This window comes from Frankia sp. ACN1ag, assembly GCF_001414035.1.
Lineage (GTDB): Bacteria > Actinomycetota > Actinomycetes > Frankiales > Frankiaceae > Frankia > Frankia torreyi.
On record NZ_LJPA01000007.1, the window covers coordinates 1 to 25,415 of the forward strand.

General features: G+C 73.6%; 21 protein-coding genes and 2 pseudogenes. 13 read left to right on the forward strand and 10 right to left on the reverse strand.

The features are described from left to right. Nucleotides 1-263, forward strand: a pseudogene (locus UK82_RS07745) (transposase); the annotation flags it as partial. Nucleotides 264-333: 70 nt separating this feature from the next. Here the strand turns inward: UK82_RS07745 and UK82_RS07750 are convergent. Continuing rightward, nucleotides 334-1,008, reverse strand: coding sequence for a TetR/AcrR family transcriptional regulator (locus tag UK82_RS07750; protein WP_044884412.1), 675 nt, complete (start codon nucleotides 1,006-1,008; stop codon nucleotides 334-336). A 387-nt stretch (nucleotides 1,009-1,395) separates the two neighbouring features. Here UK82_RS07750 and UK82_RS07755 point away from each other — a divergent pair, with 387 nt between their 5' ends. Further along, nucleotides 1,396-2,976, forward strand: a complete 1,581-nt coding sequence (locus tag UK82_RS07755; RefSeq protein WP_236705633.1) for a glycosyltransferase — start codon at nucleotides 1,396-1,398, stop codon at nucleotides 2,974-2,976. Nucleotides 2,977-3,007: 31 nt separating this feature from the next. Here the strand turns inward: UK82_RS07755 and UK82_RS07760 are convergent, their stop codons facing one another. From UK82_RS07760 to UK82_RS07770, 3 genes are all read right to left on the reverse strand, one after another. Next, on the reverse strand, nucleotides 3,008-3,910 hold the full coding sequence (locus UK82_RS07760; RefSeq protein WP_044884410.1) for an urease accessory protein UreD: 903 nt from the start codon (nucleotides 3,908-3,910) through the stop codon (nucleotides 3,008-3,010). A 208-nt stretch (nucleotides 3,911-4,118) separates the two neighbouring features. Next, nucleotides 4,119-4,973, reverse strand: coding sequence for a helix-turn-helix domain-containing protein (locus tag UK82_RS07765; RefSeq protein WP_044884409.1), 855 nt, complete (start codon nucleotides 4,971-4,973; stop codon nucleotides 4,119-4,121). A gap of 416 nt (nucleotides 4,974-5,389) precedes the next feature. Further along, entirely contained in the window at nucleotides 5,390-6,007 is a 618-nt protein-coding gene (locus UK82_RS07770; RefSeq protein WP_044884408.1) for an urease accessory protein UreF, read from the reverse strand. Between the two features lie 436 nt (nucleotides 6,008-6,443). Between UK82_RS07770 and UK82_RS07775 the strand changes: the two genes are divergently transcribed. Next, entirely contained in the window at nucleotides 6,444-6,683 is a 240-nt protein-coding gene (locus tag UK82_RS07775) for a hypothetical protein (RefSeq protein WP_044884407.1), read from the forward strand. A gap of 207 nt (nucleotides 6,684-6,890) precedes the next feature. Further along, entirely contained in the window at nucleotides 6,891-7,979 is a 1,089-nt protein-coding gene (locus UK82_RS07780) for a phytanoyl-CoA dioxygenase family protein (protein WP_236705634.1), read from the forward strand. A gap of 96 nt (nucleotides 7,980-8,075) precedes the next feature. Here UK82_RS07780 and UK82_RS36455 read toward each other — a convergent pair. The 4 genes and pseudogenes from UK82_RS36455 to UK82_RS07795 all read right to left on the reverse strand — a co-directional run. Beyond that, the coding region (locus UK82_RS36455) for an amidohydrolase family protein (RefSeq protein WP_236705635.1) at nucleotides 8,076-8,771 on the reverse strand (696 nt) is incomplete at its 5' end. Nucleotide 8,772: 1 nt separating this feature from the next. After that, nucleotides 8,773-9,803, reverse strand: a pseudogene (locus UK82_RS36460) (urease subunit alpha); the annotation flags it as partial. Next, complete coding sequence (locus UK82_RS07790) at nucleotides 9,800-10,186, reverse strand: urease subunit beta (RefSeq protein ID WP_055406773.1); 387 nt, start codon at nucleotides 10,184-10,186, stop codon at nucleotides 9,800-9,802. The gene UK82_RS07790 and the pseudogene UK82_RS36460, both read right to left, overlap by 4 nt. Next, the gene (locus UK82_RS07795; protein ID WP_011602639.1) at nucleotides 10,183-10,485 is read right to left on the reverse strand and encodes an urease subunit gamma; all 303 of its coding nucleotides are present in this window, start codon (nucleotides 10,483-10,485) and stop codon (nucleotides 10,183-10,185) included. Before UK82_RS07795 ends, UK82_RS07790 begins: the two co-directional genes overlap by 4 nt. A gap of 323 nt (nucleotides 10,486-10,808) precedes the next feature. On the opposite strand from UK82_RS07795, the gene UK82_RS07800 reads away from it, so the two are divergent. From UK82_RS07800 to UK82_RS07820, 5 genes are all read left to right on the forward strand, one after another. Beyond that, complete coding sequence (locus tag UK82_RS07800; protein WP_055406774.1) at nucleotides 10,809-11,927, forward strand: ABC transporter substrate-binding protein; 1,119 nt, start codon at nucleotides 10,809-10,811, stop codon at nucleotides 11,925-11,927. Continuing rightward, nucleotides 11,924-12,808: an ABC transporter ATP-binding protein gene (locus UK82_RS07805; RefSeq protein WP_044884403.1), complete on the forward strand. Its 885-nt coding sequence runs from the start codon at nucleotides 11,924-11,926 to the stop codon at nucleotides 12,806-12,808. Before UK82_RS07800 ends, UK82_RS07805 begins: the two co-directional genes overlap by 4 nt. Continuing rightward, nucleotides 12,805-13,725: an ABC transporter permease gene (locus UK82_RS07810; RefSeq protein WP_055406775.1), complete on the forward strand. Its 921-nt coding sequence runs from the start codon at nucleotides 12,805-12,807 to the stop codon at nucleotides 13,723-13,725. The genes UK82_RS07805 and UK82_RS07810 overlap by 4 nt, the downstream gene beginning before the upstream one ends. Beyond that, the gene (locus tag UK82_RS07815) at nucleotides 13,722-14,618 is read left to right on the forward strand and encodes an ABC transporter permease (RefSeq protein ID WP_396230483.1); all 897 of its coding nucleotides are present in this window, start codon (nucleotides 13,722-13,724) and stop codon (nucleotides 14,616-14,618) included. Before UK82_RS07810 ends, UK82_RS07815 begins: the two co-directional genes overlap by 4 nt. A gap of 388 nt (nucleotides 14,619-15,006) precedes the next feature. Continuing rightward, entirely contained in the window at nucleotides 15,007-16,707 is a 1,701-nt protein-coding gene (locus UK82_RS07820; RefSeq protein WP_236705637.1) for an adenine deaminase C-terminal domain-containing protein, read from the forward strand. Between the two features lie 85 nt (nucleotides 16,708-16,792). Here the strand turns inward: UK82_RS07820 and UK82_RS07825 are convergent, their stop codons facing one another. Both UK82_RS07825 and UK82_RS07830 read right to left on the reverse strand, forming a co-directional pair. Continuing rightward, entirely contained in the window at nucleotides 16,793-17,698 is a 906-nt protein-coding gene (locus UK82_RS07825) for an ATP-binding protein (protein ID WP_313949797.1), read from the reverse strand. Nucleotides 17,699-18,174: 476 nt separating this feature from the next. Continuing rightward, nucleotides 18,175-19,326 carry an aromatic ring-hydroxylating dioxygenase subunit alpha gene (locus UK82_RS07830; RefSeq protein WP_055406777.1) on the reverse strand — a complete coding sequence of 384 codons (1,152 nt, stop codon included), beginning with the start codon at nucleotides 19,324-19,326 and terminating at the stop codon, nucleotides 18,175-18,177. Nucleotides 19,327-20,080: 754 nt separating this feature from the next. On the opposite strand from UK82_RS07830, the gene UK82_RS07835 reads away from it, so the two are divergent. Genes UK82_RS07835 through allB form a run of 4 tightly spaced genes read left to right on the forward strand, consistent with a single transcriptional unit; the run spans nucleotide 20,081 to nucleotide 25,362 of the window. Then, nucleotides 20,081-20,977: a xanthine dehydrogenase family protein subunit M gene (locus UK82_RS07835; RefSeq protein ID WP_044884438.1), complete on the forward strand. Its 897-nt coding sequence runs from the start codon at nucleotides 20,081-20,083 to the stop codon at nucleotides 20,975-20,977. Further along, nucleotides 20,974-21,612 (forward strand): (2Fe-2S)-binding protein, encoded by a 639-nt coding sequence (locus tag UK82_RS07840; RefSeq protein WP_236705638.1) that lies wholly within the window; start codon nucleotides 20,974-20,976, stop codon nucleotides 21,610-21,612. Before UK82_RS07835 ends, UK82_RS07840 begins: the two co-directional genes overlap by 4 nt. Further along, on the forward strand, nucleotides 21,602-23,995 hold the full coding sequence (gene pucD / locus UK82_RS07845) for a xanthine dehydrogenase subunit D (protein WP_055406778.1): 2,394 nt from the start codon (nucleotides 21,602-21,604) through the stop codon (nucleotides 23,993-23,995). Before UK82_RS07840 ends, pucD begins: the two co-directional genes overlap by 11 nt. Then, a complete protein-coding gene (gene allB, locus UK82_RS07850) occupies nucleotides 23,992-25,362 on the forward strand; it encodes an allantoinase AllB (protein WP_055406779.1) in 1,371 nt (456 codons plus the stop codon). The genes pucD and allB overlap by 4 nt, the downstream gene beginning before the upstream one ends. Nucleotides 25,363-25,415 lie beyond the last annotated feature (53 nt).

Consider the following 25,415-nt stretch of genomic DNA (forward strand, 5'->3'; position numbering starts at 1 on the left):
TCGACGGCCTCATCCACGTCATCTGCCTGGCCCTGCTCGTGTTCACCCTGATCGAACGCGCCGTCCGCCAGGCGATCGCCCCCGCCGAGAAGCTGCCCGGCCTCTACGCCGGCCGCCCCGCCCGGCCCACCGGCCGACTCATCCTCGAAGCCCTCGCCCCCCTGCGCCTGGTCCCCACCGCCGCCGGCCAGCCCGCCTACATCCCCAGACCCGGACCACTCCAACAGCACCTGCTCGACCTCCTCGGCATCGACCCCACCTAACCCCCATGACCCGAAAACAAGATCACAGGGGCCGGTCGGCGCAGCAGAATCCGAAGTGCGAAACACGGGGCTAGCGGGCGTGCTGGGGGCCGGCGGCGCTGTCGACGCTGACCGGGGGCTGCTCGGCGAGGTCGCCGCCCCGGCCCAGCCCGCGCAGCAGCCGGTCGAGCACGATGCCGATCTCGATGCGGGCGGTGTCCGGGTCGGCCGCGCCCGCCGTGTAGATGCTCGCCTCCGACAGCAGGGCGGCGACCAGCCTGGTCAGCGGGCCCACCGGGAGCGGATCGATGCGCTCCTCGGCCATCGCCCGTTCCAGCCATTCGGACAGCAGCCGGTAGCCGTGCCGCTCGACGAGGGCGTCCCACGCTTGGTTGCCGAGGACGGCGGGACCGTCGATCAGCACGATGCGCTGGAAGTCACTGTCCGCGGTGGAGATGTCGAGCAGGGACTGGAACCCCTGGCGCAGTTGCGTCCAGGCATCGCTGGGCAGCTCCGCGTCGCGCGCGAGCTCGCCCGCGACGAGCTGCTCGGCCACCTCGGTGGCGACCTGTTCCATCACCGTGCGGAACAGTTCGGCCTTGTCGCGGAAGTGGTGGTACAGCGCGCCGCGGGTGACCTGGGCGTCGGCGACGATCTCCTCGGTCCCCGTGGCGGCGAAGCCCTGCTCGGCGAACCGGCGGCGGGCTGCCGAGATCAGGGCCTGACGGGTGTCAGCCGTCTGCTCGGTACGACGGCTTCTGGTCACCCCCTGATTATGGTGCAGTCGGCGCCTTCGGAGGTGGCTCTGCCGAGCCGGGATCGGGTGGGGCGGCCGGGGGCCGTTCGGTGGGGGTACACACAGGACGATGTGATGGCACCGTGGGATTAACCCCGCCCGTCGCGGGTGGTGCGGGGCGGGAGCGCCCGGATGGTCGACGGGTCGGGTCCGATTGCGTTCGCGCAGCGCCGGGTGCCCGTTCTCGATGGGGCATCGTCCCTGCTCAGCGGCCCCATCCCGCGGTGCGCCCGGAGGTCGGCACCGGCGGCGAGGCCACCGCGGCCGCGGCGGACCTATCGGGGACGGAAAGTTCTTAACACACAATTACCGCACTCGTCTGACGCCCGTACGACGCACGTGGCAGCATCACTCTCTGTGACTGTGCTGCAGTGGATAGCCCTCGCCTCATTGCTCGCCTGGTTGTATCTGGCCGTCGGTCATGGTTTCTTCTGGCGCACCGACCAGCGGCTCCCCGCGCGGCAGGCACCGCCATCGTGGCCCAGCGTAGCGATCATCATCCCGGCCCGGGACGAAGCCGACGTGTTGCCCGTAACGCTCCCGACCCTGCTCGCCCAGGACTATCCCGGGCCGGTTCGCCTGATCCTCGTCGACGACGGCTCCACCGACGGGACCACGGAGGTCGCCCGGGCCCTGGCCGAGGAGGCCGCCCGTAACGGGCACACGGGCGTCAGCGCCGCGGTCACCGCCTCCACAGAGCCCCCGCCCGGATGGACCGGCAAGCTGTGGGCCCTGCGCCGCGGCGTCGACTGCGCCGGCGACGCCGAGTTCCTGCTGCTCACCGACGCCGACATCGCGCACGACCCGGGTTCGCTGACCAGCCTGGTGGCCTCCGCGCGCACGCACGGGCTGGACATGGTCTCGCAGATGGCCGTGCTGCGAGCCGAGACCGCGTGGGAACGGGTCATCGTTCCGGCGTTCGTCTACTTCTTCGCGATGCTGTATCCGTTCCGCTGGTCGAATCGCCCGCGTTCGCGGGTGGCGGCGGCGGCGGGGGGTTGCTCGCTGGTCCGTCGGGAGGCCCTCCTGGCGGCCGGCGGGCTCGCCGAGGTCCGCGGGGCGGTCATCGACGACGTCGCGATCGCCCGGATCATCAAGCGCTCCGGTGGACGGACCTGGCTGGGGCTCGCCGAGCAGGTCCACAGCCGGCGCCCGTACCCGCGGCTGGCGGATCTGTGGAAGATGGTGTCCCGCAGCGCCTACGCCCAGCTCCGGCACTCGCCGCTGCTGCTGCTCGGCACCGTGCTCGGGATGTCCCTGGTCTTCGTCGTCCCGGTGGTCGCCACCGTCGCGGGCCTCGCGGCCGGCGACAGCACGACCGCGATCATCGGCGCCGTCGCCTGGGTGATCATGACTCTCTCCTACGTGCCGATGATCCGGTACTACCGCCAGCCGGTTCCCGCCGCCCTGCTACTCCCCGGCGTCGCTGTGCTCTACCTCGGGATGACGCTGGACTCGGCGCGGCTCAAGCGGGCCGGCCGCGGCGCCGCGTGGAAGGGGCGCACCTACGACGATCACGGGACGCCGTCCGCCGATCGGCTCTCCTCCGACGCGGCGACGCCAGCCACGGCGCCTTCCGTCCCGGCGCCCTCCGTCGCCGCGCAGTCCGTCGCCGCGCAGTCCACCGCGGTGCCGACCGCCACGGTGGCCCCGGCTGCCGCGCCGCCGGCCACGGCAGCCCCGGCCGAGGCGAGTCTGGCCGCCGCCGGTCCGGTGGCCGCCGTGGCATCCCCCGGCCCAGGGGCGACGATCCCGGCGGCTGCCGGTCCGGTCGAGCCGCCGCGTGACCCGTGGAACGACGGCTTCTCCCGTTCCAGCCCCAGGCCCGGGCGGACCGACGAGCCGCGCCGTGAGGACGCCGCACGCGCAGTGCCCGCACCCGGCGGGGCTCAGTCCCAAGCCCGGGCGGACGACCGCCCGCCCGGCGCCGGACGCTGACCCAGGCCCTGCGCCGGAGGCCAACGGCGGCTCATCCCGTGGGGTCGGCCAGTGCTGTCAGCCGGCGGCGCAGGGTGACGGCATCGTCGGCCAACGCCGACACCAGATAGCCCGGACCGGTCAGGGGCAGCCGGGCCACCCCCTCCGCGACGGCGGCGTCGGCTCCGGCTCCGGCTTCGGCCCATTCGGGCCCCACGACGAGCAAGGAGCCGACCGCGCGGGCACCGCCCAACTGGGCTGGACCCCGCAGCCCGGGCACCTGTGGCCCGAGCAGCAGCTCCTGACGCAGCAGAGGCACCCACCTGGACGACCCACCCGCCAGGTCGGTGCCCGAACCCTCGGCGCCGCCCGCCACGTCGACACGCAGCATGCTGAGGACGGACCCGCTGGGCTCGCCGAACCGTCCGAGCAGGATCTCCTCGCGCAGCCGCAGCCGAGCCGTCGCGGCCAACCGGACCTCCGTGACGATCCGATGGTCGGCACCGTCGGCAACCACGGTCGGTTCCGGACCGAGGTCGAGTTCGCCGCCGTCGGCCACCTCCGCGGTGACGGTCAGCCGGGATGGTCCGGGGCCGTGACCCGGCAGCGCGACGGTCGCGGCCACCGAGCGCAGGACCAGGCGCACCCCGCCCCCGACGGAGATGTCCAGCCGCAGGTCATCGCCCGCCAGCGGACCGGCGGCCCCGTTGACCAGATGGACCGTCATCGTCGGCAGCGGCTCCGCCCCGGGGCGCGCCCCGCCGCCCGTGCGCGCCCCGGTCCGAACGGGTGACACGCCGGTCAGGCGCAGGACGATCGGCACGTCCGAGCGCAGCTCGGCGAGTCGGGGAGCGCCCTGCGGTCCCCGCTCCACCCGCACCGCGGCATGCGCCCGGACAGCCGTACGGCCCGTCCGGGGCATGGCTGGCGACGCGGCGTCGGTGGTCGTGGGCATCGGGTGCACCTCCTCGCGGCCAGGGTGTCGGCCGGGCAACGGGCGTTCCGGCCGTGCGGGGCCGTGGGGCCGCGGGGCCGGGTCGGTGGGGCCGGGTCGGTGGGGCCGGGATTGTGGGGCCGGGATTGTGGGACGAGGCCGGGGTCGATGGAGCAAGCCGGTGAAGGCGGGGGAGCTGGGGCGGGGCCGGGGGAGGGAGTGCTCGCGGTCAGCCGGAGACGGCGCGCAGAGCGCCGGGGCGGCGACCGGTGAGTCGGTCGAGCGCGGCCGCGGTGGCCTCGTCGGCTGGCAGGAGGACGAGAAGACACTGTTCGTCGTCGGCCGGTAGATCGAGCCGTTCGAAGGCCAGCCGCAGTTCGCCGACGTCAGGGTGGACCAGGCGAGCGATTCCGTTCGCCGGCGGCAGGCCCGTCAGCCTCGTCACCCGCTCCGTGAACGCCGCCCCGGCGGTGCGGGTCAGCTCGTCGGCGAGGGCCGCAACGAAGGGATCCGCCCGGAACGGACCCTGTTTGAGTGCGGCCACCTGGGCGTCGGCCGCCTGGTCCCAGTCCGGCAGGGCGGCCCGGGCCCGGCTGTCGGTGAGGACAAAGCGGGCCAGGTTCGGTGGATGGCCGTCGAGTAGTCCGATCGGACCAGCGACCCGGACGTATCCCTCGGTGTGGGCCAGGATGTCGGTGAGCCGGTTGAGGAGCACGGCCGGACCCGGCTCGAGACCGTCCAGCAGCCGCTGCACGGTCGGCCGCACCGTCCGGCCGGGCGGTATCCCCCCCATGCAGGTAAAGCCCCCGTCAGCAGCCTTGACCAGGCGTTGCAGGTGGACCCGCTCGTTCGCGGTCAGCCGGAGGGCCTCGGCGAGGACGCCCAACACGGCCATGGACGGCCGGCGGTCGCGGCCCTGCTCCAACCGGGTCACGTACTCGACGCTCACCCCGGCGAGCGCGGCGACCTCCGATCGGCGCAGCCCACGGGCGCGGCGGCGGGGCCCACTGGGCAGCCCCACATCGGCGGGGGTGAGGGCCTCGCGACGGACCCGCAGGAACAGCCCCAGCTCGTTATCGCCCACCGGGGGACCGTAACAGTCCACGTAGCCCGGATCATGGCCCTGCGGCTACCACTCTCCGATCGCTCGGGCCCACTTCGCGGGTCGTAGCTGCGCGAGCGGCGGCCTTCCTACGAATAGGTGGNCACGCCCCGCCAACAAACTCCCGAACGATCAGCGGGTCAGAAGATCCCCGCGCGTGCGGGGACGACACTTGGCGAGCTGGGACTTGAGCAGCGAGGGACTGAAATCCATATCACTTGGCACGTGTCATCCTGCTCCGCCGAGCATGGTGATCCCCAAGGAACCGCGCCACGCCGCCCGATCCGGACTCGGCCCTGGCATGACTCGACCCATGATGATCATGATGTTTCGCGGAACTTGCGCCATGCTCAGGCGGTCTGAGAAGCCGCCGGCTTTAGCCGGCGGAGGAGTCACGACTACGAGGTGAACATCCGCAACGGCGCGAGCCGGTGCTGCTCGGCCAGCAGGTCCAGGCGCACGGCTGTGAGCGCCGGAAGCTCCCGTGGGGGCAGGGCGGCGGCCTCCTCGCCCGCACGGGCGATCGCCTCCACGTCGTCGGCGAGGCGGGCCAGCACCCCGGTGACGGCCAGGGGGTCCAGCCCGATCAGGCGGGTCGCGGCCGTCGCGGGCCCGGTGACCGTGGTGTGTGCCGCGGCGAGGGCTGCGTCCCCGGGCGTCAGCCCCGCGCCGGCGGCCACCATGCCCAGCGCGATCGGGTGATGCGGGGCGCGAGGGCCGGCCGGCACCGGCCAGGCGGCCCGGCCGGCTCGTAGCAGGGTGCGGCCCTGTGCCCGGCTGGCCGCGCGCTGCGCCGGGGCGGGCGTGCGGGCGTCGAGTTCGGCGTCGAGGTCGGCGACGCCGGTCCGGCCGGTCGCGATGGCGTGGCAGGTGGCGGCGGCGAAGGCAGCGGCGACCAGGCCGACGGTGTGCAGCCGGCCGAGCAGGAACGCCGCCAGGTCGGTGAGACTCGCCAGGCTGCCGTCGGTCACCGCGGCCTCGACCCCGCCCGAATGGGCATGGCCTCCGGTCGGCATGCGGCCATCCGCGAGAACCAGCAAGGTCGCCCGTCGCCCAGACCGCCCGATCGGACCATGCCCGTCCCCACCATCGGGGCCAGGTTGCACGGTGTGGCCAGGTTGCACAGTGTGGCCGGGTCGGTCGATGTGGCTGGGCTGGTCGGCGCCGAGGTGGGCGTCCGTCTCGTCACCTGATCTCACAGCGCCCCCTCCAGCGGGTTTCTTGCTCGTTGGTCGCCTTCGGCCAGATGGCACCCTCGGTCATTCGGGCGACAATCCGGTCACAACATCCGTCGTCCTGTGGAAGAGTTCGCGGCCGGTGGCCGCCGTCCGGCCTGGCCGGGCGGCACCGCGGCGCTCGGGCTGACCGGCCGTACGCCGCTCGGGCCCCGCCTGCCGGGCCATACGTGCCTCCGGTGGCGACGACCATCATGAAACCGGGACGAGGGACGACATGTCACGACGCGCGACAGGGGCCGAATCGCGAGTACGCCTGGCCGGGCTGCTGGTGGCGGCGGTGGCGCTGGCACCCGTGCTCACCTCCTGTGGCGACAACCGTCCGCCGAAACCCCGCTGCCAGGCGGGCTACCAGGCCGACTGGGACGGCGACGACCACGAGTGGGAATGCGAGCGCAAGGGCTCCCACTCGTCGCACAGCACCGGTCACCGCACCCGCACCCGCGCCCGACACTAGACGAGCAGGTCAGCAGGTCAGGAGGCCGGCCGGCAGTCTGAAGGCCCTGTCCCCATCGGCGGGTGGCCGGGGCGCGAGGTTCGCCGGACGCCGGATTGCTGCTGGTCAGCAACGGCGTCGAAACCCGTTCGCCGTAGCGTGATGAACCGACTGGTCCGGTCGGGGGCCACCCGGGCCGGCGGCGACGTCGAGGGTGGAGGAACGACCATGGGCAGCCCGACTTTCGTCCCGGCCCCGGCGGGCGTGACCCGCGGGGCGCCGTCCATGCCGGCGGTGGCCGAGGTCGGAGTGTTCGTCGTGGACACGACCCTGCCGGACCCGCTGGCCGCGCCGGCGCTGGCCGACCTCGACGACTTCTACCACCGTCACGGCTTCGTCGTGCTCCGCGGCCTGCACTCCACCGCGTTCCTCGACCGGGTCGAGCGGGAGTGCGGCGCGGCGCAGCAGGCGGTCCTCGCCGGGACGGTGTCCGAGCGCTATGGCTCCACGCAATACCTGGACGCCCGTTACCTGAATCGGACGGGCCTGGGCCGGGCGGATCTGGGTCGGGCGGATCTGGGTCGGGCGGGTCAGGCCGACGGCGTGACGGGCCCCTCCGGACGGGCCTCGAACGGAACGAAGCCTGCCGGCGCCGATACCGGGATCGAGGCCGATACCGGGATCGAGGCCGATGCCGAGGCGTACGTGAACTACGTCGAACACGTCGAGGAGCTCGCCCCGGCCGTGCGGGCGGCGGCGACCCATCCGCTCATGGTCGCCCTGCTGCGCCGCCTGCTCGGCGCGGACGTGTGGATGAGCCCCAGCGAGAACGCCGGCGTGGTCTTCCAGGACGCCCGGCCCGGCCGCGAGTCCGGCTACAGCCGGATCGGCTGGCACTCGGACTGGCAGGCGATGCCGAGTCTCGACGTCTGGCCCGGCTGCGCGTTCACCCTGCACGTGGACGCGACCAGCCCGGCCAACGGCTTCCTGCGGGTGGTGCCCGGATCCCACCGCTGGGCCACGCCGGCGCCCTACCGCAACATCAACAACGTCGCCGTGCCCGCGGACGCCCGCCCGAGCGGGGGACACACCGACGCCGAGCCGCCCTACGAGATGCCGCTCGGATTCGAGAAGATCCCGGGGGAGATCGCCGTCTACGCCGAGCGCGGCGATCTGCTGCTGCACGACGCCTACCTGTGGCACTCGGCGGCCCGCGCGACGGAGAACGCCACGACCCGCCGGCACGTGCGGGCCGGCTATTACAGCGGCGACCCGGCCTCCTATCGCGACCAGTTCATCAAGAACGCCGCTCGCTGACGCGCGCCCCGGCCGAGGCCGGGCGGATCGGGCCGCGACCGCGTGGCCCGCGTGATCCGCGCGGCCCGCGCGGTGACGCGGTCGGCTGCGGCGCCGTCAGAACAGGAAGTACCGCTGGGCCATCGGTAGCTCGCGCACCGGATCGGCCTCGACGGCGTCGCCGTCGATCGAGACCGTGAACGTGTCCGGGTCGACGCGGATGTCCGGCGTCGCGGTGTTCTCCGGCAGATCGGCCTTGCCGCGCCGGCGCACGTCCTCGACCGGGACCACGGGGGTGGCCAGGCCCAGCCGTTCGGGCAGCCCGTCGGAGATCGCCGCGGGCGCGACGAAGGTCAGCGACGAGGCGGCGGCCGGACCCCGCGCGGCCCCCCACATCGGGCGGGGCAGCACCGGCTGCGGGGTCGGGATGGAGGCGTTGGCGTCGCCCATGGCCGCCCAGGCGATGAACCCGCCCTTGAGGACCAGCGACGGCCGCACCCCGAAGAACGCGGGATCGTAGAGCACCAGGTCCGCGAGCTTGCCGGGCTCGACCGAGCCGATCTGCGCGTCCAGCCCGTGCGCCACCGCCGGGCAGATCGTGTACTTGGCGACGTACCGCCGGGCCCGCGCGTTGTCGGCCGGGCCGTCCCCCGGCAGGGCCCCGCGACGACGCTTCATCACGTGGGCCGTCTGCCAGGTGCGCAGCACGACCTCGCCGATCCGGCCCATCGCCTGCGAGTCCGAACCGATCATCGAGATGGCGCCGAGGTCGTGCAGGATGTCCTCTGCGGCGATCGTCGACGGCCGGATCCGNCTCTCGGCGAAGGCCAGATCCTCGGGCACACCGGGGTTGAGATGGTGGCAGACCATCAGCATGTCCAGGTGTTCGTCGAGGGTGTTGACGGTGTGCGGGCGGGTCGGGTTCGTCGACGACGGCAGCACGTTGGCGGCGGCGGCGACGGTGATGATGTCCGGGGCGTGGCCGCCGCCGGCGCCCTCGGTGTGGTAGGCGTGGATGGCCCGCCCGGCGATGGCGGCGAGGGTGTCCTCGACGAAGCCGGCCTCGTTGAGCGTGTCCGAGTGCAGCGCCACCTGGACTCCGGCGGCGTCGGCGACGCGCAGGCAGGCGTCGATCGCGGCGGGCGTCGTGCCCCAGTCCTCGTGCAGCTTGAACCCGGCCGCGCCGGCCCGGAGCTGTTCCCACATCGACGCGTCGCTGACCGTGTTTCCCTTGCCGAGCAGGACGACGTTCACCGGCCAGTCATCCATCGCCGAGAGCATCCGGCCGAGGTTCCACGAGCCCGGCGTCACGGTGGTCGCCTTCGTGCCCTCGGCCGGCCCGGTGCCGCCGCCGATGAGGGTCGTGATCCCGGCGCCGAGTGCCTCGGGGACCTGCTGCGGGCAGATCAGGTGCACGTGGCAGTCGACCGCGCCCGCGGTGAGGATCTTCCCGTTCCCGGCGATGATCTCGGTGCCGGGCCCGATGACCAGGTCGGGATGAACGCCGTCCATCGTGTCCGGGTTGCCGGCCTTGCCGAGCGCGACGATCCGCCCGTCGCGGATGCCGACGTCCGCCTTGATCACGCCCCAGTGGTCGAGCACGACGGCACCGGTGATGACGAGATCGGGGGCGCCCTCGGCGCGAGTTGCCCGCGACTGGCCCATGGACTCGCGGATGACCTTGCCGCCGCCGAAGACCGCCTCGTCGCCGCTGCCGCGGAGCGCCGGACCGCGGCTGCGGTCCTCGGTCACCTCGATGAGCAGGTCGGTGTCGGCGAGGCGGATGCGGTCGCCGACCGTCGGTCCGTACAACGAGGCGTAGCGGGAGCGGTCCAGCCGGCTCATGAGCCCTCTCCGAGGTAACCCGGCAGGTCGCCGACCGCCGCAGCCGGGCCCTCCCGGCCGTCGTGGCCCTCGCGCCCGTCGAGCGGGCCGGCCGACTCCGGACGCAGGCCGGGCACGATGCGGGCGCCGGCCAGCGGGACGAGGTCGACCTCGCGTTCCACCCCGGGCTCGAAGCGGACCGCGGTGCCGGCGGGCACCGCCAGCCGGTGCCCCCACGCGACGCCGCGGTCGAAGTCGAGCGCCGGGTTGGCCGCGGCGAAGTGGTAGTGCGACCCGACCTGCACCGGACGGTCGCCGGTGTTGCGGACCAGCACCGTCCGGACGGGCCGCCCCGGGTTGATCTCGACGGGGTCCTCGCCCGGCAGGACCTCACCGGGGATCACGCGATCGGCTGGTGCACGGTGACCAGCTTGGTGCCGTCCGGGAACGTCGCCTCGACCTGGACCTCGGCGAGCATCTCCGGCACCCCCTCCATGACGTCGTCCCGGGTGAGCACGCCGCGCCCGGCGGTCATCAGGTCAGCGACGCTGCGACCGTCGCGGGCGCCCTCCAGCAGGAACGAGGTGAGCAGGGCGGTTGCCTCGGGATGGTTCAGCCGCAGCCCGCGGGCGCGTCGTTCCCGGGCGAGTCCGGCCGCCACGTGGATGAGCAGCCGTTCCTGTTCATGGGGGCTCAGCAGCACGAACGCGAAGCCTAGCAGGCGCTGCCAATGATGCCGGCGTCGCCGCGGGCCGCCCGGATGGTCGGTGCACGGGTTCCGCGGCACTCCCGCCCGTTCGTCATTCGACCGCCGCCCGATGTCGGGCAGGTGAACGTTGAACCGCTTTCGGGGCATCCAGGTTTCGGTGACGTTTCGGTCGGCGGGAATCCCGGGGGCGGTGGTGGAGCCTGACCGGCCCGGCGGCGAGAATGGAGTTACTGGCAATTCACACAGGTGCGATGAGACGGATACGCCTCCTTCCTAGCGTCCGGGAGACCNCTCGGGCAGGTCGGATCGACCGGCCGATGGGGTGTGCCCGAGACGAGTGTGATGGGGGTTTGGTGACAACAGGTCTGGATCGGCGGGGTTTTCTCCGCCGGGGTGTGGGAGTGACCGCGGGAGCGACTCTGCTCACCGTCGGCGGGAGCGGCCTGCTCGCCGCCTGCGGCAGCGACGACAGCGGCGACTCGGGCTCGGGCGGTTCCGGCGCAGCCTCGTTCGGGACGCTCGGCGTCCGCCTGTCGTGGATCAAGAATGTGGAGTTTGCCGGGGAGTACCTCGCCGACCAGCGCGGCTACTACAAGGCGGCCGGTTTCTCCGGCGTCAACCTGATCGCGGGCGGCCCGTCGGCGACGCCGCAGGACACCGACGTCGCCACCGGTAAGGCCTTCATCGGAATCTCCTCGCCGGACATCACCGGGACCGCGATCGCCCAGGGCGCCCCCCTGAAGATCATCGGTGCGCAGTACCAGAAGAACCCGTTCGCCATCCTGTCCATGGCCAAGAGCCCCATCAGGACGCCGCAGGACCTGGTCGGCAAGAAGATCGGTGTGCAGGCGACCAACGAGTCTGTCTGGTCGGCGTTCCTGAAGGCGAACAAGCTCGACCCGTCGTCCATCACGAAGGTGCCGGTGGAGTTCGACCCGCTGCCGCTGACCACCGGAACGGTCGACGGCTGGTTCGCCTTCGTGACGAACGAGCCGAACCTGCTGCGGGTCAAGGGCTTCGACGTCACCACCTTCCTGCTCGCCGACCACAACTATCCGCTGGTTTCGGAGACCTTCATGGTCACCGACGAGTCGATCGCGAAGAACCGCGACAAGGTGAAGGCGGCGCTGACCGCCGAGATCCGCGGCTGGAAGGACGCCACCTCCGACGCCTCGCTCGGCGCCAAGCTCGCCGCCACCGTCTACGGCAAGGACCTCGGCCTGGACGAGAAGGAACAGGGCCTGGAAAGCGCCGACCAGAACAAGCTCATCCTCACCGAGGAGACGAAGAAGAACGGGCTGTTCACACTCACCGACACTCTGGTCGAGGAGAACATCGCCACCCTCAAGCTCGCCGGCGTCGACATCACCGCCGAAAAGCTGTTCGATCTGTCCATCATCCGAGAGCTGTACAAGGAGAAGCCGGAACTCGTATGAGTGCAGCCGCCACGCCCATGCCGGAGCCGACCTCGGGACCGTCGGCTCCCTCAGCTCCTGCCCCTGGTTCCGGCGTGAGTGTGGTGGGCCTGCGCAAGGAGTTCCGCCTCGGCCGCACGTCGATTCTGGCCCTCGACGACGTCAACCTCGCCACCGCGGAGGGCTCGTTCCTGACGCTCATCGGGCCGTCGGGCTGCGGGAAGTCGACGGTGCTGCGCATCCTCGCCGATCTCGACGCGCCCAGCGCCGGTGAGGTGCTGGTGCTCGGAGAGCATCCGGCGACCGCCCGTCGTGGCCACCACCTCGGCATCGCCTTCCAGGACTCGGCGCTGCTGCCGTGGCGCTCGGTCGAGGCCAACATCCGGCTGCCGCTGGAGGTCGCCGGCGTGAAGGCGAACCGGGCGGTGATCGCGGACCTGATTCGGCTGGTGGGGCTCACCGGCTTCGAGAAGGCCCGCCCGGCGCAGTTGTCCGGCGGGATGCGCCAGCGGGTCGCGATCGCGCGCGCCCTCGTCGTCGAGCCCCGCATCCTGCTGCTTGACGAACCGTTCGGCGCCCTCGACGACATGACCCGCCAGCGGCTGAACTTCGAGCTCCTGCGGATCTGGGGCGAACGGGCCACGACGACCCTGCTCGTCACCCACTCCATTCCCGAGGCGGTGATCCTCTCCGACACCGTCGCGGTGATGAGCGCCCGGCCGGGCCGCATCTCCTCGCTCGTCGACATTGACCTGCCCCGGCCGCGCACCCCGGAGATGCTGCGCTCGGCGCGGTTCCACGAGCTGCACGACGAGCTCTCGGCGCTGCTGTTCGCCGGCGGCGAGACGGCGGCGGACACGGTGGGGATACCGGCAGCCGACCCCGCCCGGAGCGGCGCATGACCACCCTGCAGGACGCCGCCTTCGGGGCCACCGGCGGCGGTCCGGGCGGGCCCGGGGGACCGGGAAGATCACCCGGACCGGGCGGGTCGGGCGGACCTGGCGGACCGGGCGGGTCGGGCGCGGGCCGTCGCCGCGACGGGGCCGGGCCGGGCGCCGATCGGCCGGCCTGGATCGGCGGCGCGGCCGGGATCGTCGGGCTGATCGCGCTGTGGTGGGTGCTCGCGGTCACCGTGCTCGACAACGGCGGGGTGGTGCCCACCCCGTGGGAGGTCGTGCGGGCGCTGTGGGATGACCACCGGCTCATGTGGACGTCGGCGAAGTCGACGGTCCAGATCGCGGCGAAGGGGTGGTTGATCGGCAACGGCCTGGCCATCGGCCTCGCCGTGGTGTTCTTCGGGGTGCCGGTGGTGGAGCGGGTGCTGCTGCAGATCGGCGTGGCGTCCTACTGCCTGCCGATCATTGCGATCGGCCCGATCCTGACCACCGTGTTCGACGGCAGCACCCCGCAGATCGCCCTGGCCGGCATCTCCGTGTTCTTCACGACGATGGTCGGCACCCTGCTCGGACTGCGGGCCGCGGACCCGGCGAGCCTCGACGTGGTGCGGGCCAGCGGTGGCGGCGCCTGGAAGCAGATGCGGTACATCCGGCTGCGGGCCGCCCTGCCGAGCACCTTCGCCGGGCTGCAGATCGCCGCGCCGGCGGCCGTCCTCGGCGCGATCATCGGTGAGTTCCTCGGCGCCGACCGGGGGCTCGGCGTGGCCATGGTCCACTCCCAGCAGGCCCTGGAGGTCCCGCGGACGTGGGCGCTGGCCGTGGTCGCCTCCGCGGTCGCCGGACTGGGCTACGCGCTGACCGCGCTCGTGGCCCGGCTGCTCACCCCATGGGCGCCGCGCGGTAACCCGGGAGGCGGGCAGTGACGGCCGGCTCCCCGGCGGCGACCGCCGCGGAACCGGCCACGGCCGGCTCCGCACCTCCGGTGGCGGCTGCGGGTCGCGGCACGCACGTGCTGCTCGCGGCGATCCTGCTGCGGGTCGGGCGCACCGTGCTGTCCGTCGTCGCGTCGGCCGCCGTGATCGTGGGTCTCTGGTACGCGTTCATCGCCGTGTTCGATCTCAACCCGCTGGTCGCCAAGGATCCGCAGGCGGTGTGGAAGTACCTGTTCACGGCCGACAAGGCCGCCGAGAGCCGCCGGGCGATCCTCGACGGGCTGTGGCACACCCTCGGCGACGCCGGGGTCGGGTACGCGGCGGGCACCGTGGCCGCGATCGTCGTCGCCGTGACCTTCGTGCTGTTCCGCTCGGTGGAACGGGCGCTGATGCCGGTGGCGATGATGCTGCGGTCGGTGCCGCTCGTGGCGATGATTCCGCTGCTCACCCTGATCTTCGGTCGGGGCCTGACCGCGGTCGGGGTCATCGCCGGGATCATCGTGTTCTTTCCGTCGCTGGTGAACCTGGTCTTCGGGCTGCGGTCCGGTCCGCCGGCCGCCGCCGACCTGGTCCTCGCCTATGGAGGCGGTCCCGCGACCGTGCTGCGCAAGGTCGCGCTGCCCAGCGCCCTACCGGCGCTGTTCGTCTCCGCGCGGATCGCCGTCCCGGGCGCGGTCATCGGTGCGCTGCTCGCCGAGTGGCTGGCGACCGGCGAAGGGCTCGGCTACTACATGCAGCGTGCACAGCAGACGTTCAACTACGGCGGGGTGTGGGCCTCGGTGGTAGTGATCACCGTGGCGAGCATCGCGCTGTACGCCGTCGTCGGCTTCGTCGAGGCGATCGTCCTGGCGCGGTACGGGCCGAACTCGGGTCGGAGCAGGTAGCGGTGATTGTGATGCCCGCAATGGTGTCGTCGATCGCACCCGCCGCCTCGTCCGGACGGGCCATCCTGGGGCGGTCGGTTCTCCGCCGTGCCCCTCGTCGCCCCCCGGCCTGCCCTCCCGCGGCGTATCTGGCAATTCCCCTGCGATATAACAAAAATCGGCGCGAATTACGCGATGTTCCCGGGCGGCCGCCTTCCCTGCCTGCCGTCTTCGGATGTAGATGCGCCGCCGGCGCCGGCCGGCGGACGAAGGGCTGCCTTTGAACGTCGAATGCACCAGCCTCGGACCCCGGCTGATGGCGGCGCCCGGCCGGGTGGTCCGGCCGACGCGGACGGTTTCCGCCGGTTCGGCCACATATCCGCGGGCGCCAGCCCGCACGGAGTCGCCCGTGGTGATCCCACGCCTGGACCGGCATGAACCCCCGCCGGATCCGGCCGGTCCGATCGGGCACCTCCCGGTGACCGGCGTGGGCCGGTTGTCCCCCTCGGCCGCCGAGCTGGCCCGCCTGCGCCGGGTCGCCGACGGCGAGGAGGAGGCCGACCTAGTCGTGCGCGGCGGCCTGGTCGTCGTCGTGCACGACGGCACGGTGGTCAACCGCGACATCCTCATCGTCGGGCGGTACATCGCCGCCGTGACCAGGCCCGGGGTGCTCAGCGGTCGGCGCTCCCTCGACGCCGCCGGTCGTTACGTCGTCCCCGCCTACGTCGACGCCGGGCTGCGGGTCGAGGAGACGCTGCTCAGCGCGGGCGAGCTGGCCCGTCTGCTCATCCCGCGCGGGACGGTGACGCTGCTGACCGACCCGGCGGCGCTGCTCGCGCTCGGCGGGGCCCAGGGCTCGGAGCTCGCCACCGGCTCCGCGACGCCACTGCGGGTACTGCTCCGTTCGGGCGGTGGCCTCGCTCCCGCCGCCGACCTGGCGCTCGCCGCGCCGGTCCCGCCCGTCGCACCGGCCTCCGGTCCCACGGTGATCCCGCCCACCTCACCGACCACCACCTCGGTCGTCGAGGTGAGCCCGGCGCCGCCGGGGGCCGGGGTGAGCGGCCTGTCCGCGCTGGGCGCGGGTCCGGTGGCGGACCCCGCCGGACTGCGCTGGGCGTTGGACTACCCCGGCCCGACCAGGACCAGGACGGTCACCGAACTCGCCACCCACGGCCATCTCGACCATGACGTGCGGCTCGCCGTCGGCCAGGGCATGGGCCCGATCGACGCCATCCGGCACGCCACCCTGCTCCCGGCCCGGTCGCACGGCCTGGACTCGGCGTTGGGCTCCATCGCCCCCGCCCGGCTGGCCGACCTGCAGGTGGTGACCACGCTCGCCGGCACCGCCCCCCCCGACGTGGTGGTGGCGGGCGGCCGGATCGCCGCCGAACACGGGCGCCCGCTGTTCGACAACCACGATGTGGCGCCGGCCTGGGCCGTCGGCCGGATCCGGCTGCCGGCGAACCTGCATGCCGGATCCTTCCTCGGCCCCGGCCTGAGCCGGGCGGGCAGGCAGGACGTCAGCGTCGCGGCGGTGAGCATCGACGTGCCCCGCGAGCCGGCCGCCCACCCGGTCGCGGGCGGTCCGGGACGCAGTCCCCTGGGCGGTGCGGGTCCCGAGCCGGCGACGGCGACGGCCCGCCGGCACGGCGTGCGCACGGTGCGGGTGCAGCCGACGGTGCACGACGGGTACGCGGTCGCCGATCCCACCCGCGACCTGCACAAGGTCGCGGTCTTCGAGCGGGACGGCGGCGGCGGCCCCATCGACGTCGGGCTGATCCGCGGCTGCGGGCTCAACCGCGGCGCGCTCGGGGTGTCGACGATGCACGCGCCCGGCCACGTGGTCGTGGTCGGAGCCCGCGACGACGACATGCTGACCGCCGCCCGGGCGGTCGAGGGCATGGGTGGCGGGTTCGTCGTCGTGGACCAGGGCTGGGTGCGGGCGGCCTGCCCGCTGCCGTTGCTGGGCCTGATGAGCGACGCCCCGTGGGAGGCGGTGCTCGGCGAGCTGGCCGCCGTCGACACCGCCGCGGCCGATCTCGGCTGCCGGCTGCCGTTTCCGCTGCGGACCCTGGCGACCCTCGGCCGGCTGCTCTACACCCGTCCCTGACGGCCCTGCCCCTTGATCGCCTGGTTACCGGCACCGATCCCGATCGATCCTCCCCCTGGATCGGCCGCCGGACGGGTGGGGCGCGTCAGCCCCCGTCGGCCGCCCGCGGCCGGTGGGGCAGGGCGGGCCCCCCACCGGGGATGGCCCATCCGGGCGATGCGGGCGATGCGGGCGGCGCGGGTGTTGCGGGTGTTGCCGGATGGTCGATGCCGGTCTGGGCTCGCACGTGCGCGGCGCACTCGCGCAGGTCGCGGTGCACCTGGTCGGTCAGGTGCCAGGTACGGCCCGCGCCGTCACCGCCCACCTGGACCAGGCCGGCGTGGAGCAGGCTGATGAGCTGGGCGCGTGCCTGCGACCGGTCCACGCCCAGCAGGGCGGCCGCCTGCGCGGTGCGCAGCCGGTGGGTCTGGCGCAGCGCGGTGACGAGCTGGAGGTCGGCCCGACCCAGCGGCCGGCCGAGCCGCTCGCGGGCCGCGACGTACCGGGCGAAGGCCAGGTCCGCAGGGGTGGCGGGCAGGGTGGCGACGATCGTCCGCTCGGTCGGATGCCCGAAGCGGGGAGCTGCCAGACCGTGGCGGAGCTGGTCGGCGACGGCCCGGCCGATCCCGTGCCCGGTGCGCTGGGCGATCCCGGCCCGCCGGAAGGCGTCGGCGAGCAGGGGGTTGCGCGGGCGGGGTGGCCCCGTGAGCGCGGTCCCCGGCGGCGGTCCGGCGGCCGGCGCCACGGGATTCGTGATCTCGATGCGGTCGTCGGCCCACCGCACGTGGACGGCGCCGGGAACGTCATAGTCCCGATGGGTCAGCGCGTTGGTAACCAGCTCCCGGAACGCCTCCTCCGAAAAGGCGGGAACGTGCACCCGGAGGAGCTCGAATCGGATCACCTGTTCGGTGTTGCGGGCGCGGAAGCGGGCGAGCAGCTCCTCGGCGAGCCGGAACAGCGGCCAGTGGAAGAAGTCGTTCACCACGGCCGTGTCGGCCCGCATGACCTGCATCGCCGCCTCGTGCCAGGGCAGGAACCAGCGGATCGCCTCCGGCCGGCCGAACAACAACAGAGCCTCGGGCAGCAGGACCGGCTCCGACCGGCCCCGCCCCGTGCCGCCCTNCCCCGTGCCGCCTGCCCCCGACTCCGCGTTCGGCTCTGACGCACCGTCCGGACGGGCTACACCGAGGGCGGCGGCCAGCTCACGGTCCGGCAGCCCGGCGAGACCGGTGTCGGCGCGCGACCCCGCGGCGCCCACCAGCCGACGGAACCGCTCGAACTCGCGAGGGTCGAGGTCCGTCCACCTCGCCTCGTCGACCGGCCGCCCCCAACCCCGCACCGTCATGAGTTCTGCGCCTCCCGGCCGAATCCGATCCCCATCGTAGGTCGCGGTGCAGGTCGTCGACCTGCGATGTCGCTCCCGCTGAGTGTCGGATATCCGCTGTTCCCACCGCGGTCGGGACACCCCCGAACGCTGGACCTACCCGCCTATCGGATCGTCGTTTGCCGGAACTCGGTGCGGCGGGCGGTGGTGCGCGGCCGGTCCCGGCCGTCGGACGGTTGCCCGGAGCCGCTCGTCGGCAGCCGGGTCGCCCGGTCGACGAGGGATGCCAGCACGCGGCGCAGCGCGACTCCCGCGGCGTCGGCCCGGATGCTCACCTCCTCGGCGGGGTCGGCATCATCGCCTCTCAGCGGGTCGCCCCGCGGCGGGTCGCCGATCAGGGGCAGGCCGTCGAGGTCGAACCGTTCCTGCAGCGCGAGGTCCTCGTCGAGCACCGCCTGCTCGAAGCGGGCGGCCTCGGCCATCCGCGCGGCGTCCCCGCCCAGGTCGTCGCGCAGCAGCCTGGTGTAGATCCGGGTGGATCCCTCGTCCTCCGGCTGAAGGCAGAACTGGATCGTGTTGATCATCCCGGCATCCGGGTAGTCCAGGCGCAGGCGCAGCATGAACGGCGGCCGGTACACGTAGGTCGACCAGCGGCGCTGCACGAGCGGATGCTCGCCGGTGGCGACCTTGGGGTCCTCCGGGTTGGCGACCCGCTGTTCCATCTGCACGACGAATCCGTCGTCGTCCTGCGTCACCCGGTAGGGCGCGACCACGGTGTCCTCGCCGGCGCCGATCGTGCCGGCGTGCACGAACGGGAAGTGCGCCGTGTCCAGGAAGTTGTCGGCGAGCAGGCCGGCGCAGGCGGAGGACCGCGACGGCTCGAGCCAGACCGAGTCGAAACCCGCCTCGTCCGCCTCGGGGACCTCGATCAGGTCGGCGAACGGTTCCTCCGGCGCGATCCAGATCAGGCCGTGCCGCTCCACCACGCCCCACGGTGGGGCGGCCCTGGCCCGTCTGGGGGCGGGCACCCCGGGGCCCAGGGCGGGAACCGCGGTGCACTCGCCGGAGACGACGAAACGCCAGCCGTGATAGCCGCAGACGAGCTCGTGCGCATCCACCCGGCCGGCCGACAGCGGTGCAAGCCGGTGCGGGCACCGATCGGCGAACGCCGCCAGGCCATCATCCAGACGGGCGAGGACCCACGGCTCGCCCAGCAGCCGCACCGCCACCGGTTCGTCGGCGACCTCACCGGACCGTGCCACCGGATGCCAACCGTGGCGCAATGCGGCGTTGGTGTTCGTCAGACGACGTGACATGCCCACCTCGCTCGGTCGCGTGCCGCCGGCGGCGATTGGCTCGCCGGCCCGGTGCGGTGTTCGGACCCCGCGATCTGGCCGGGCCCGTCCCCCGGGCGGACCATCCTCCCCAGGGGGCCATCCTCCCGGTCGGACCCTCATCCGGATGGAACTGCTCGCCCCGGCGCGCGCACCCGCATTCCGGTGGCGACGTGATCCCGGCGCCGGAACGGGGCGACTCCGTGTGGTGCATGGTCCCGGCGGGCCATGCCGTCGCGGTACTCATCGGTCCCGCTATGACACGCCAGGAATGACGGAGAACCGCGCGTTCTGGACACAGAGGGGACAAAGGTCCCATTTCCGGAGTGAAACGGCGCTGTCTTTCGACTTGACGTCGCGCATGTAACAATTGGTGACGGTCTACTGGGCGGTTGGTAATGGTTCGGGTCGGTCGGATGCGGCGACTGCCCCGGTGGTGCGGGGTGCAACGGCCTCGGCCCGATCGGGCGGCCTCACGGAGTGTCTGCGTGGTCGAACATCATCGTAACTTTCCGCCTCTAGGGTCGGTTGCCATGCACCGTTCGTCCGCCTGCCCCGCTGCCCCTCGGCTCGTCGGCCGGTCCCGCCGGTCGAACCCACCCGGATGTTCCGCCGCGGGTCCGATCGGGCGGGTGCGGTTCATGGCCCGGCGCACACGGTCCTGGCGGCCGTGCTCCCGCCAGCAGCGGTCCCGGTGGGCGTGGTCCCTGTGACGGCCGGCGGGACGACGTCCGCGATGTTCCGGCCCCGCACGGTCGGTGAGGCGGTGGAGATGCTCGCCGCCGCGCACGACTCCGGTGCCGCGGTGGCGCTGCTGGGCGGTGGCACCGATCTGGTTCCCGCGCTGCGGTCCGGGGAGCGTGCCGCGGAGGTGGTCGTCGCGCTGCGCCGGGTGCTCGAACTGCGGGTCCGCGGTGCCGGGGCGGACAGCCTGACCATCGGCGCGGGAGTGACCTACACGGACCTGGCGGGCTGGTCGCTCTCGCCCGGCCTGGCCCGGGCCGCCCGGGTGGTCGGCTCCGTCCAGATCCGCAACACCGGCACGGTCGGCGGTGCGCTGGGGTCGGCGCGACCCGCCGGCGACCTGCTGACCTTCCTGACCGCCGCCGACGCCGAGGTGCTCACCACCTCGCCCCGAGGATCGGACCGGCTGCCGTTGCCACGCTTCCTTGCCGAGGGGCTGGCCCCGGACGCACTCGTCACGGCGGTGCGGCTGGCCCGCCCGGGCGGTCCGCAGGTCTACCTCAAGATCGGTGAGCGGCAGGCCGCGTACCCCGCGGTCGTCTCGTGCGCGGTCCTGGTGGACCGGGTGCGCCACCGGCTGACGTGTGCGGTCGGGGGAGTGGGCCTGCTGCCGGCCCGGATGGAGGCGGCCGAGCGGTACGCCCGCGACGAGGTCGACTGGTCGACCGGGACGGTGTCCTCAGCGGCGGCCCGACGCTTCGGCGACCTGGTCGTCGAGGCGGCCACCCGGATCACTCCCGCGCTGCCCGCGGGCCCGCGGGGCTCCGCGGAGTACCGCTGGCACGCGGCGGGGGTGCTCGCCGGCCGGGCGTTCGCCCGCTGCCTCCACGTGACCGCGCCCCCGGCCAGCGGCCCTGTCGGGGACTTTGCCGCCGGCGGGCAGCCGTGACCGCGGTGCCCGCGGACGGCCTCGACGCCGGGGCGGAGGGTGCGGACAGGGCCGGCGGGGCGGCCGGGGCGGACGGCGGCGAGAGCTACCGGCTGAACGTCGACGGCTTCCTGCGCACGGTGAACGGCGCCTCGATCGGGGATTCGCTGCTCACCGTGTTGCGGGACACCCTTGGGGTGACGGCGGTGAAGGACGCATGCGAGCAGGGCCGGTGCGGGGCCTGCTCGGTGCTGCTGGACGGCCGGCTCGCGGCGTCCTGCACGGTGCTCGCCGCGGACGCCGACGGCACCCGGGTGGTCACCGTCGCCGGGTTGGGCGGTGCGGGGCTGGCCCGGGCGGTCCGGGCGATGTTCCTCGCCGAGGGGGCGGTGCAGTGTGGCTTCTGCACCCCGGGCTTCGTGGTCGCGGTGACGGATCTGCTCACCCGCCATCCGGACGCCGACGAGGAGGAGATCCGCGAGGCGCTGGCCGGCAACATCTGCCGGTGCACCGGCTATGGCCGCATCCTCGCCGCCGTGCGGGCGGTCCAGGCTGAGCGCGGCGCCCTCCGTTCGGGGGATGCTCACTCATCTGGGGAGACCCAGCGTCACGGGGAGACCCAGCGTCACTCGGACGGGGGTCCGGATGGGTGGTGAGGCCGTGAGCGGTGGGATCGGGCGGTCGGTGCGTCGCCCGGATGGACCAGACAAGGCGAGCGGAGTCTTCCGGTACGCCGGGGACCTGCGGGTGCCGGGGATGCTGCACGCGCGCACGCTGCGCTCGCCGCATCCACGGGCCCGCCTCGGGCGAATCGACGCCGCGGCGGCCCGCCGCCTGCCCGGGGTGGCCGCCGTGGTCACGGCCGCCGACGTGCCGGGCGTGGCCACCTACGGGCTGATCGTCGCCGACCAGCCGGTCTTCGCCGCCGCGGAGGTGCGCTACGCCGGGGAGCCGGTCGCCGCCGTGGCCGCGGTCGACGTCGCGACCGCCCGCCGCGCGCTCGCCGCGATCGAGGTGGACTACGAGCCGCTGCCTCCCTCGACCGACCCGGAGCGGGTGCTGGCCGCGGATGCGGAATCCCTGCACCCCGCCGGCAACCTGTTTCGCGAGATCGACATCCGGCACGGCGAGCCCGGGGTCGACGGTTCCGTCGTCGTCGAGGACCGTTACGTGGTCGGCATGCAGGACCAGGCGTTCCTGGCACCGGAGGCGGCCCTGGTCAGCCCGGCGGCCGACGGTGGAGTGGACCTGCTCGTCGCGACCCAGTGGCTGCACTCGGACCGCGAGCAGCTCGCCGCCTGCCTGGGCATCCCGGAGAACCTCGTCCGCCTCACCCTGGCGGGCGTGGGGGGTGCGTTCGGGGGGCGCGAGGACGTCACCCTCCAGATCCACGGCGCGCTGCTGGCCCGGGCGACGGGTGCGCCGGTGCGGATCGCCTACGACCGCGTCGAGTCCTTCCTCGGCCATCCGCACCGCCATCCCGCCCGGATGTGGTTCCGGCACACCGCGACCGCCGACGGCGAACTGGTCAGCGTCCAGGCCAACGTCGTCCTGGACGGCGGTGCCTACGCGTCGTCCTCCCCCGCGGTGCTCGCGAACGCGGTCACCCACGCCGCCGGCCCCTACCGGGTTCCCCACGCGCGGCTGCGCGGGGTGGCCGTGCGGACCAACAACCCGCCCTGCGGGGCCATGCGGGGTTTCGGCGTGCCGCAGGTGACCATCGGCCACGAGGCCCAGATGGACCGGTTGGCGGACGCGCTCGGCATGGACCCCGTCGAGCTGCGGATCCGCAACGCCGTCCGACCGGGGGATGTCCTGCCGACGGGGCAGGTACTCGGCGCCCCGCTGCCGGCGCGTGAGCTCATCCAGCTCGTCGCCGCCCGCCCGCTGCCCCCGCCGCCAACCGCGGACGTCACCGGCCTCGCCCTGCCCGGCGGGCTGCCCGCCGCGGCGGAGCCGGGCCGGGTGCGCCGCGGCGTCGGCTACGCCCTTGCCTACAAGAACCTCCTCTTCTCGGAAGGCATGGACGACTCCTCGGCCGCCCGCGTCCGGCTGGACCTGACCGACGACGGCACGCCGCGCGTCCGTGTGCACAGCGCCTGCGCCGAGGTCGGCCAGGGTTTCGTCACCATCGCCGGCCAGATCGCCCGCACCGAGCTCGGGGTCGAACAGGTCGTCCTCGCCCCCGCGGACACCGCGGTCGGCAGCGCCGGCTCCACCAGCGCCTCCCGCCAGACCTGGATGAGCGGCGGCGCCGTGCGCGGTGCCTGCGTCGCGGTCGCCGATCGGCTGCTTGCCCGGGTCGCGCGGGCCGCCGACCTGCCGGCCGAGGTCGTCGAGGCCCCCCGGCGCACCCTGCGGATCGCCGCCGGACACATCGTCGGCGCGGAGGCCGGGCTGCGCATCGGCATCGCCGACGCCCTGGCCGAAGGTCCGATCGAGGCCGACTACACGTTCCACCACCGGCGGACGACCGCGCTGGACGCCGAGGGTCAGGGCGATCCGCACGTGGCGTTCGCCGGCGCGGCCCACCGCGCGGTCGTCGACGTGGACATCGATCTCGGCCTGGTCCGGGTGGTGTCGATGGCGCTGGCCCAGGACTGCGGCACCGTGCTCAACCCCCTGTCCCTGCGCGGACAGGTCGAGGGGGGCACCGCCCAGGGGCTGGGTCTCGCGCTGATGGAGGAGCTGATCACCGTCGACGGGGTGGTGGTCAACCCTACCTTCCATGACTACCTGCTGCCGACCATCGCGGACGTCCCCGACCTGGACTTCGTCGCCGTCACCGAGCCGCAGCCCGACGCGCCCTACGGGGTCAAGGGCGTCGGCGAGGCGCCGACCTGCACCGCCACCCCCGCGATCGTCGCCGCCATCCGGGCGGCGGTCGGGCGGGACCTGCGGCGGGTCCCGGTGCGCCCGCAGGACCTCGTCGACCTCCCGACCCGCCCCGACCTCCCGACCGGCTCCGACGTTCCGGCTGGCGTCGACGTTCCGATCCGCGCCGGCGTCGACCCGGCTGGAGGTGCTTCGACGGCATGAGTGCGTACCTCCCGGACACGCCGGCACGCCTGCCGGAGCGGCCGCAGGTGCTGCGGTCCCGTCGGGTGGCCCTGCCCGACGGCGAGCGGCCGGCGGCGGTGCACCTCGCCGACGGTCGGATCACCGCGATCACCGAGCCCACCGAGGTGCCGGCGGACGCCCTGGTCACCGACCTCGGCGACCTGGCGTTGCTACCCGGTGTGGTCGACAGCCACGTGCACGTCAACGAGCCGGGTCGGACGGAGTGGGAGGGTTTCGCGACCGCGACCCGCGCCGCGGCGGCGGGCGGCGTCACCACGATCATCGACATGCCGTTGAACGCGATTCCGCCGACGACCTCCCTCACGGCGCTCGCGACCAAGCGGGCGGTGGCCGAAGGTCAGATCGCCGTCGACGTCGGGTTCTGGGGCGGCATCATCGGCGCCGACACCCGTAATCTCGCCGATCTGGCCGCCCTGCACGACGCCGGTGTCTTCGGTTTCAAGGCGTTCCTGGCTCCGTCGGGGGTCGAGGAGTTCCCGCACGTCTCGATGGAGGTGCTGGCCGCCGCCGCCCGGCACACCGCCCGGATGGGCGCCCTCACCGTTGTGCACGCAGAGTCGCCCGCCGTCCTCGCGGCAGCACCGCCGGTGGCCGGGCGGGCCTTCGCGAGCTGGCTGGCCTCCCGGCCCGCGGCGGCGGAGACGCAGGCGGTGGCGGGGCTGGCGGCGCTGTCCGCCGCGACGGGTGCGCGGCTGCACGTGCTGCACCTGTCCGCCGTCGAGGCGCTCGACGAGATTTTCGCCGCCCGTGAGGAGGGGCTGCCGCTGACCGCCGAGACCTGCCCGCACTACCTGACGTTCACCGCGGAGGAGGTCCCCGAAGGGGCCACGGTGTTCAAGTGCGCCCCGCCCATCCGTGGCAGGACGAACCTGGACCGGTTGTGGGACGCGATGCCGGCGGGGTTGCTTACCGGGATCGTCAGCGACCACTCGCCGTCGACTCCGGAGGTCAAGCACATCGACAGCGGCGACTTCGCGGCCGCCTGGGGCGGTATCGCGTCCGTGCAGATCGGGCTACCCGCGGTGTGGACCCAGGCCCGCGCCCGCGGGCACACCCTCGCCGACGTGGTCGGTTGGATGTGCGCGGGCCCCGCGGACCTCGCCGGGCTGCGCGGCAAGGGTCGGCTCGCCATCGGTGCGGACGCCGACCTCGTCGTCTTCGACCCGGAGGCGTCGTTCCTGGTTGAGCCGTCCATGCTGCGGCATCGCCACCCGCTCACCCCCTACGCTGGACGCAGCCTCGACGGAGTCGTCCGGGCAACCTATCTGCGGGGGGTGCGTGCGGACGGTGACCGCCCGCCGCGGGGACGCCTGCTGGCACGGTGAGGTGGCCACCTCCGCCGATCGGGCCGGAACCCCTCCCGCCGCCGTGGGCCGCG

Bases quoted from the DNA above. Each gene is read 5' to 3' on its own strand.
- UK82_RS07780 (WP_236705634.1), top strand. From the start codon at position 6,891: ATGGGCAGCCCGACTTTCGTCCCGGCCCCGGCGGGCGTGACCCGCGGG.
- UK82_RS07800 (WP_055406774.1), top strand. From the start codon at position 10,809: ATGGGGTGTGCCCGAGACGAGTGTGATGGGGGTTTGGTGACAACAGGT.
- UK82_RS07775 (WP_044884407.1), top strand. From the start codon at position 6,444: ATGTCACGACGCGCGACAGGGGCCGAATCGCGAGTACGCCTGGCCGGG.
- UK82_RS07770 (WP_044884408.1), bottom strand. From the start codon at position 6,007: ATGCCGACCGGAGGCCATGCCCATTCGGGCGGGGTCGAGGCCGCGGTG.
- pucD (WP_055406778.1), top strand. From the start codon at position 21,602: ATGGGTGGTGAGGCCGTGAGCGGTGGGATCGGGCGGTCGGTGCGTCGC.
- UK82_RS07835 (WP_044884438.1), top strand. From the start codon at position 20,081: ATGTTCCGGCCCCGCACGGTCGGTGAGGCGGTGGAGATGCTCGCCGCC.
- UK82_RS07825 (WP_313949797.1), bottom strand. From the start codon at position 17,698: ATGCAGGTCATGCGGGCCGACACGGCCGTGGTGAACGACTTCTTCCAC.
- UK82_RS07810 (WP_055406775.1), top strand. From the start codon at position 12,805: ATGACCACCCTGCAGGACGCCGCCTTCGGGGCCACCGGCGGCGGTCCG.
- allB (WP_055406779.1), top strand. From the start codon at position 23,992: ATGAGTGCGTACCTCCCGGACACGCCGGCACGCCTGCCGGAGCGGCCG.
- UK82_RS07830 (WP_055406777.1), bottom strand. From the start codon at position 19,326: ATGTCACGTCGTCTGACGAACACCAACGCCGCATTGCGCCACGGTTGG.
- UK82_RS07805 (WP_044884403.1), top strand. From the start codon at position 11,924: ATGAGTGCAGCCGCCACGCCCATGCCGGAGCCGACCTCGGGACCGTCG.
- UK82_RS07760 (WP_044884410.1), bottom strand. From the start codon at position 3,910: ATGCCCACGACCACCGACGCCGCGTCGCCAGCCATGCCCCGGACGGGC.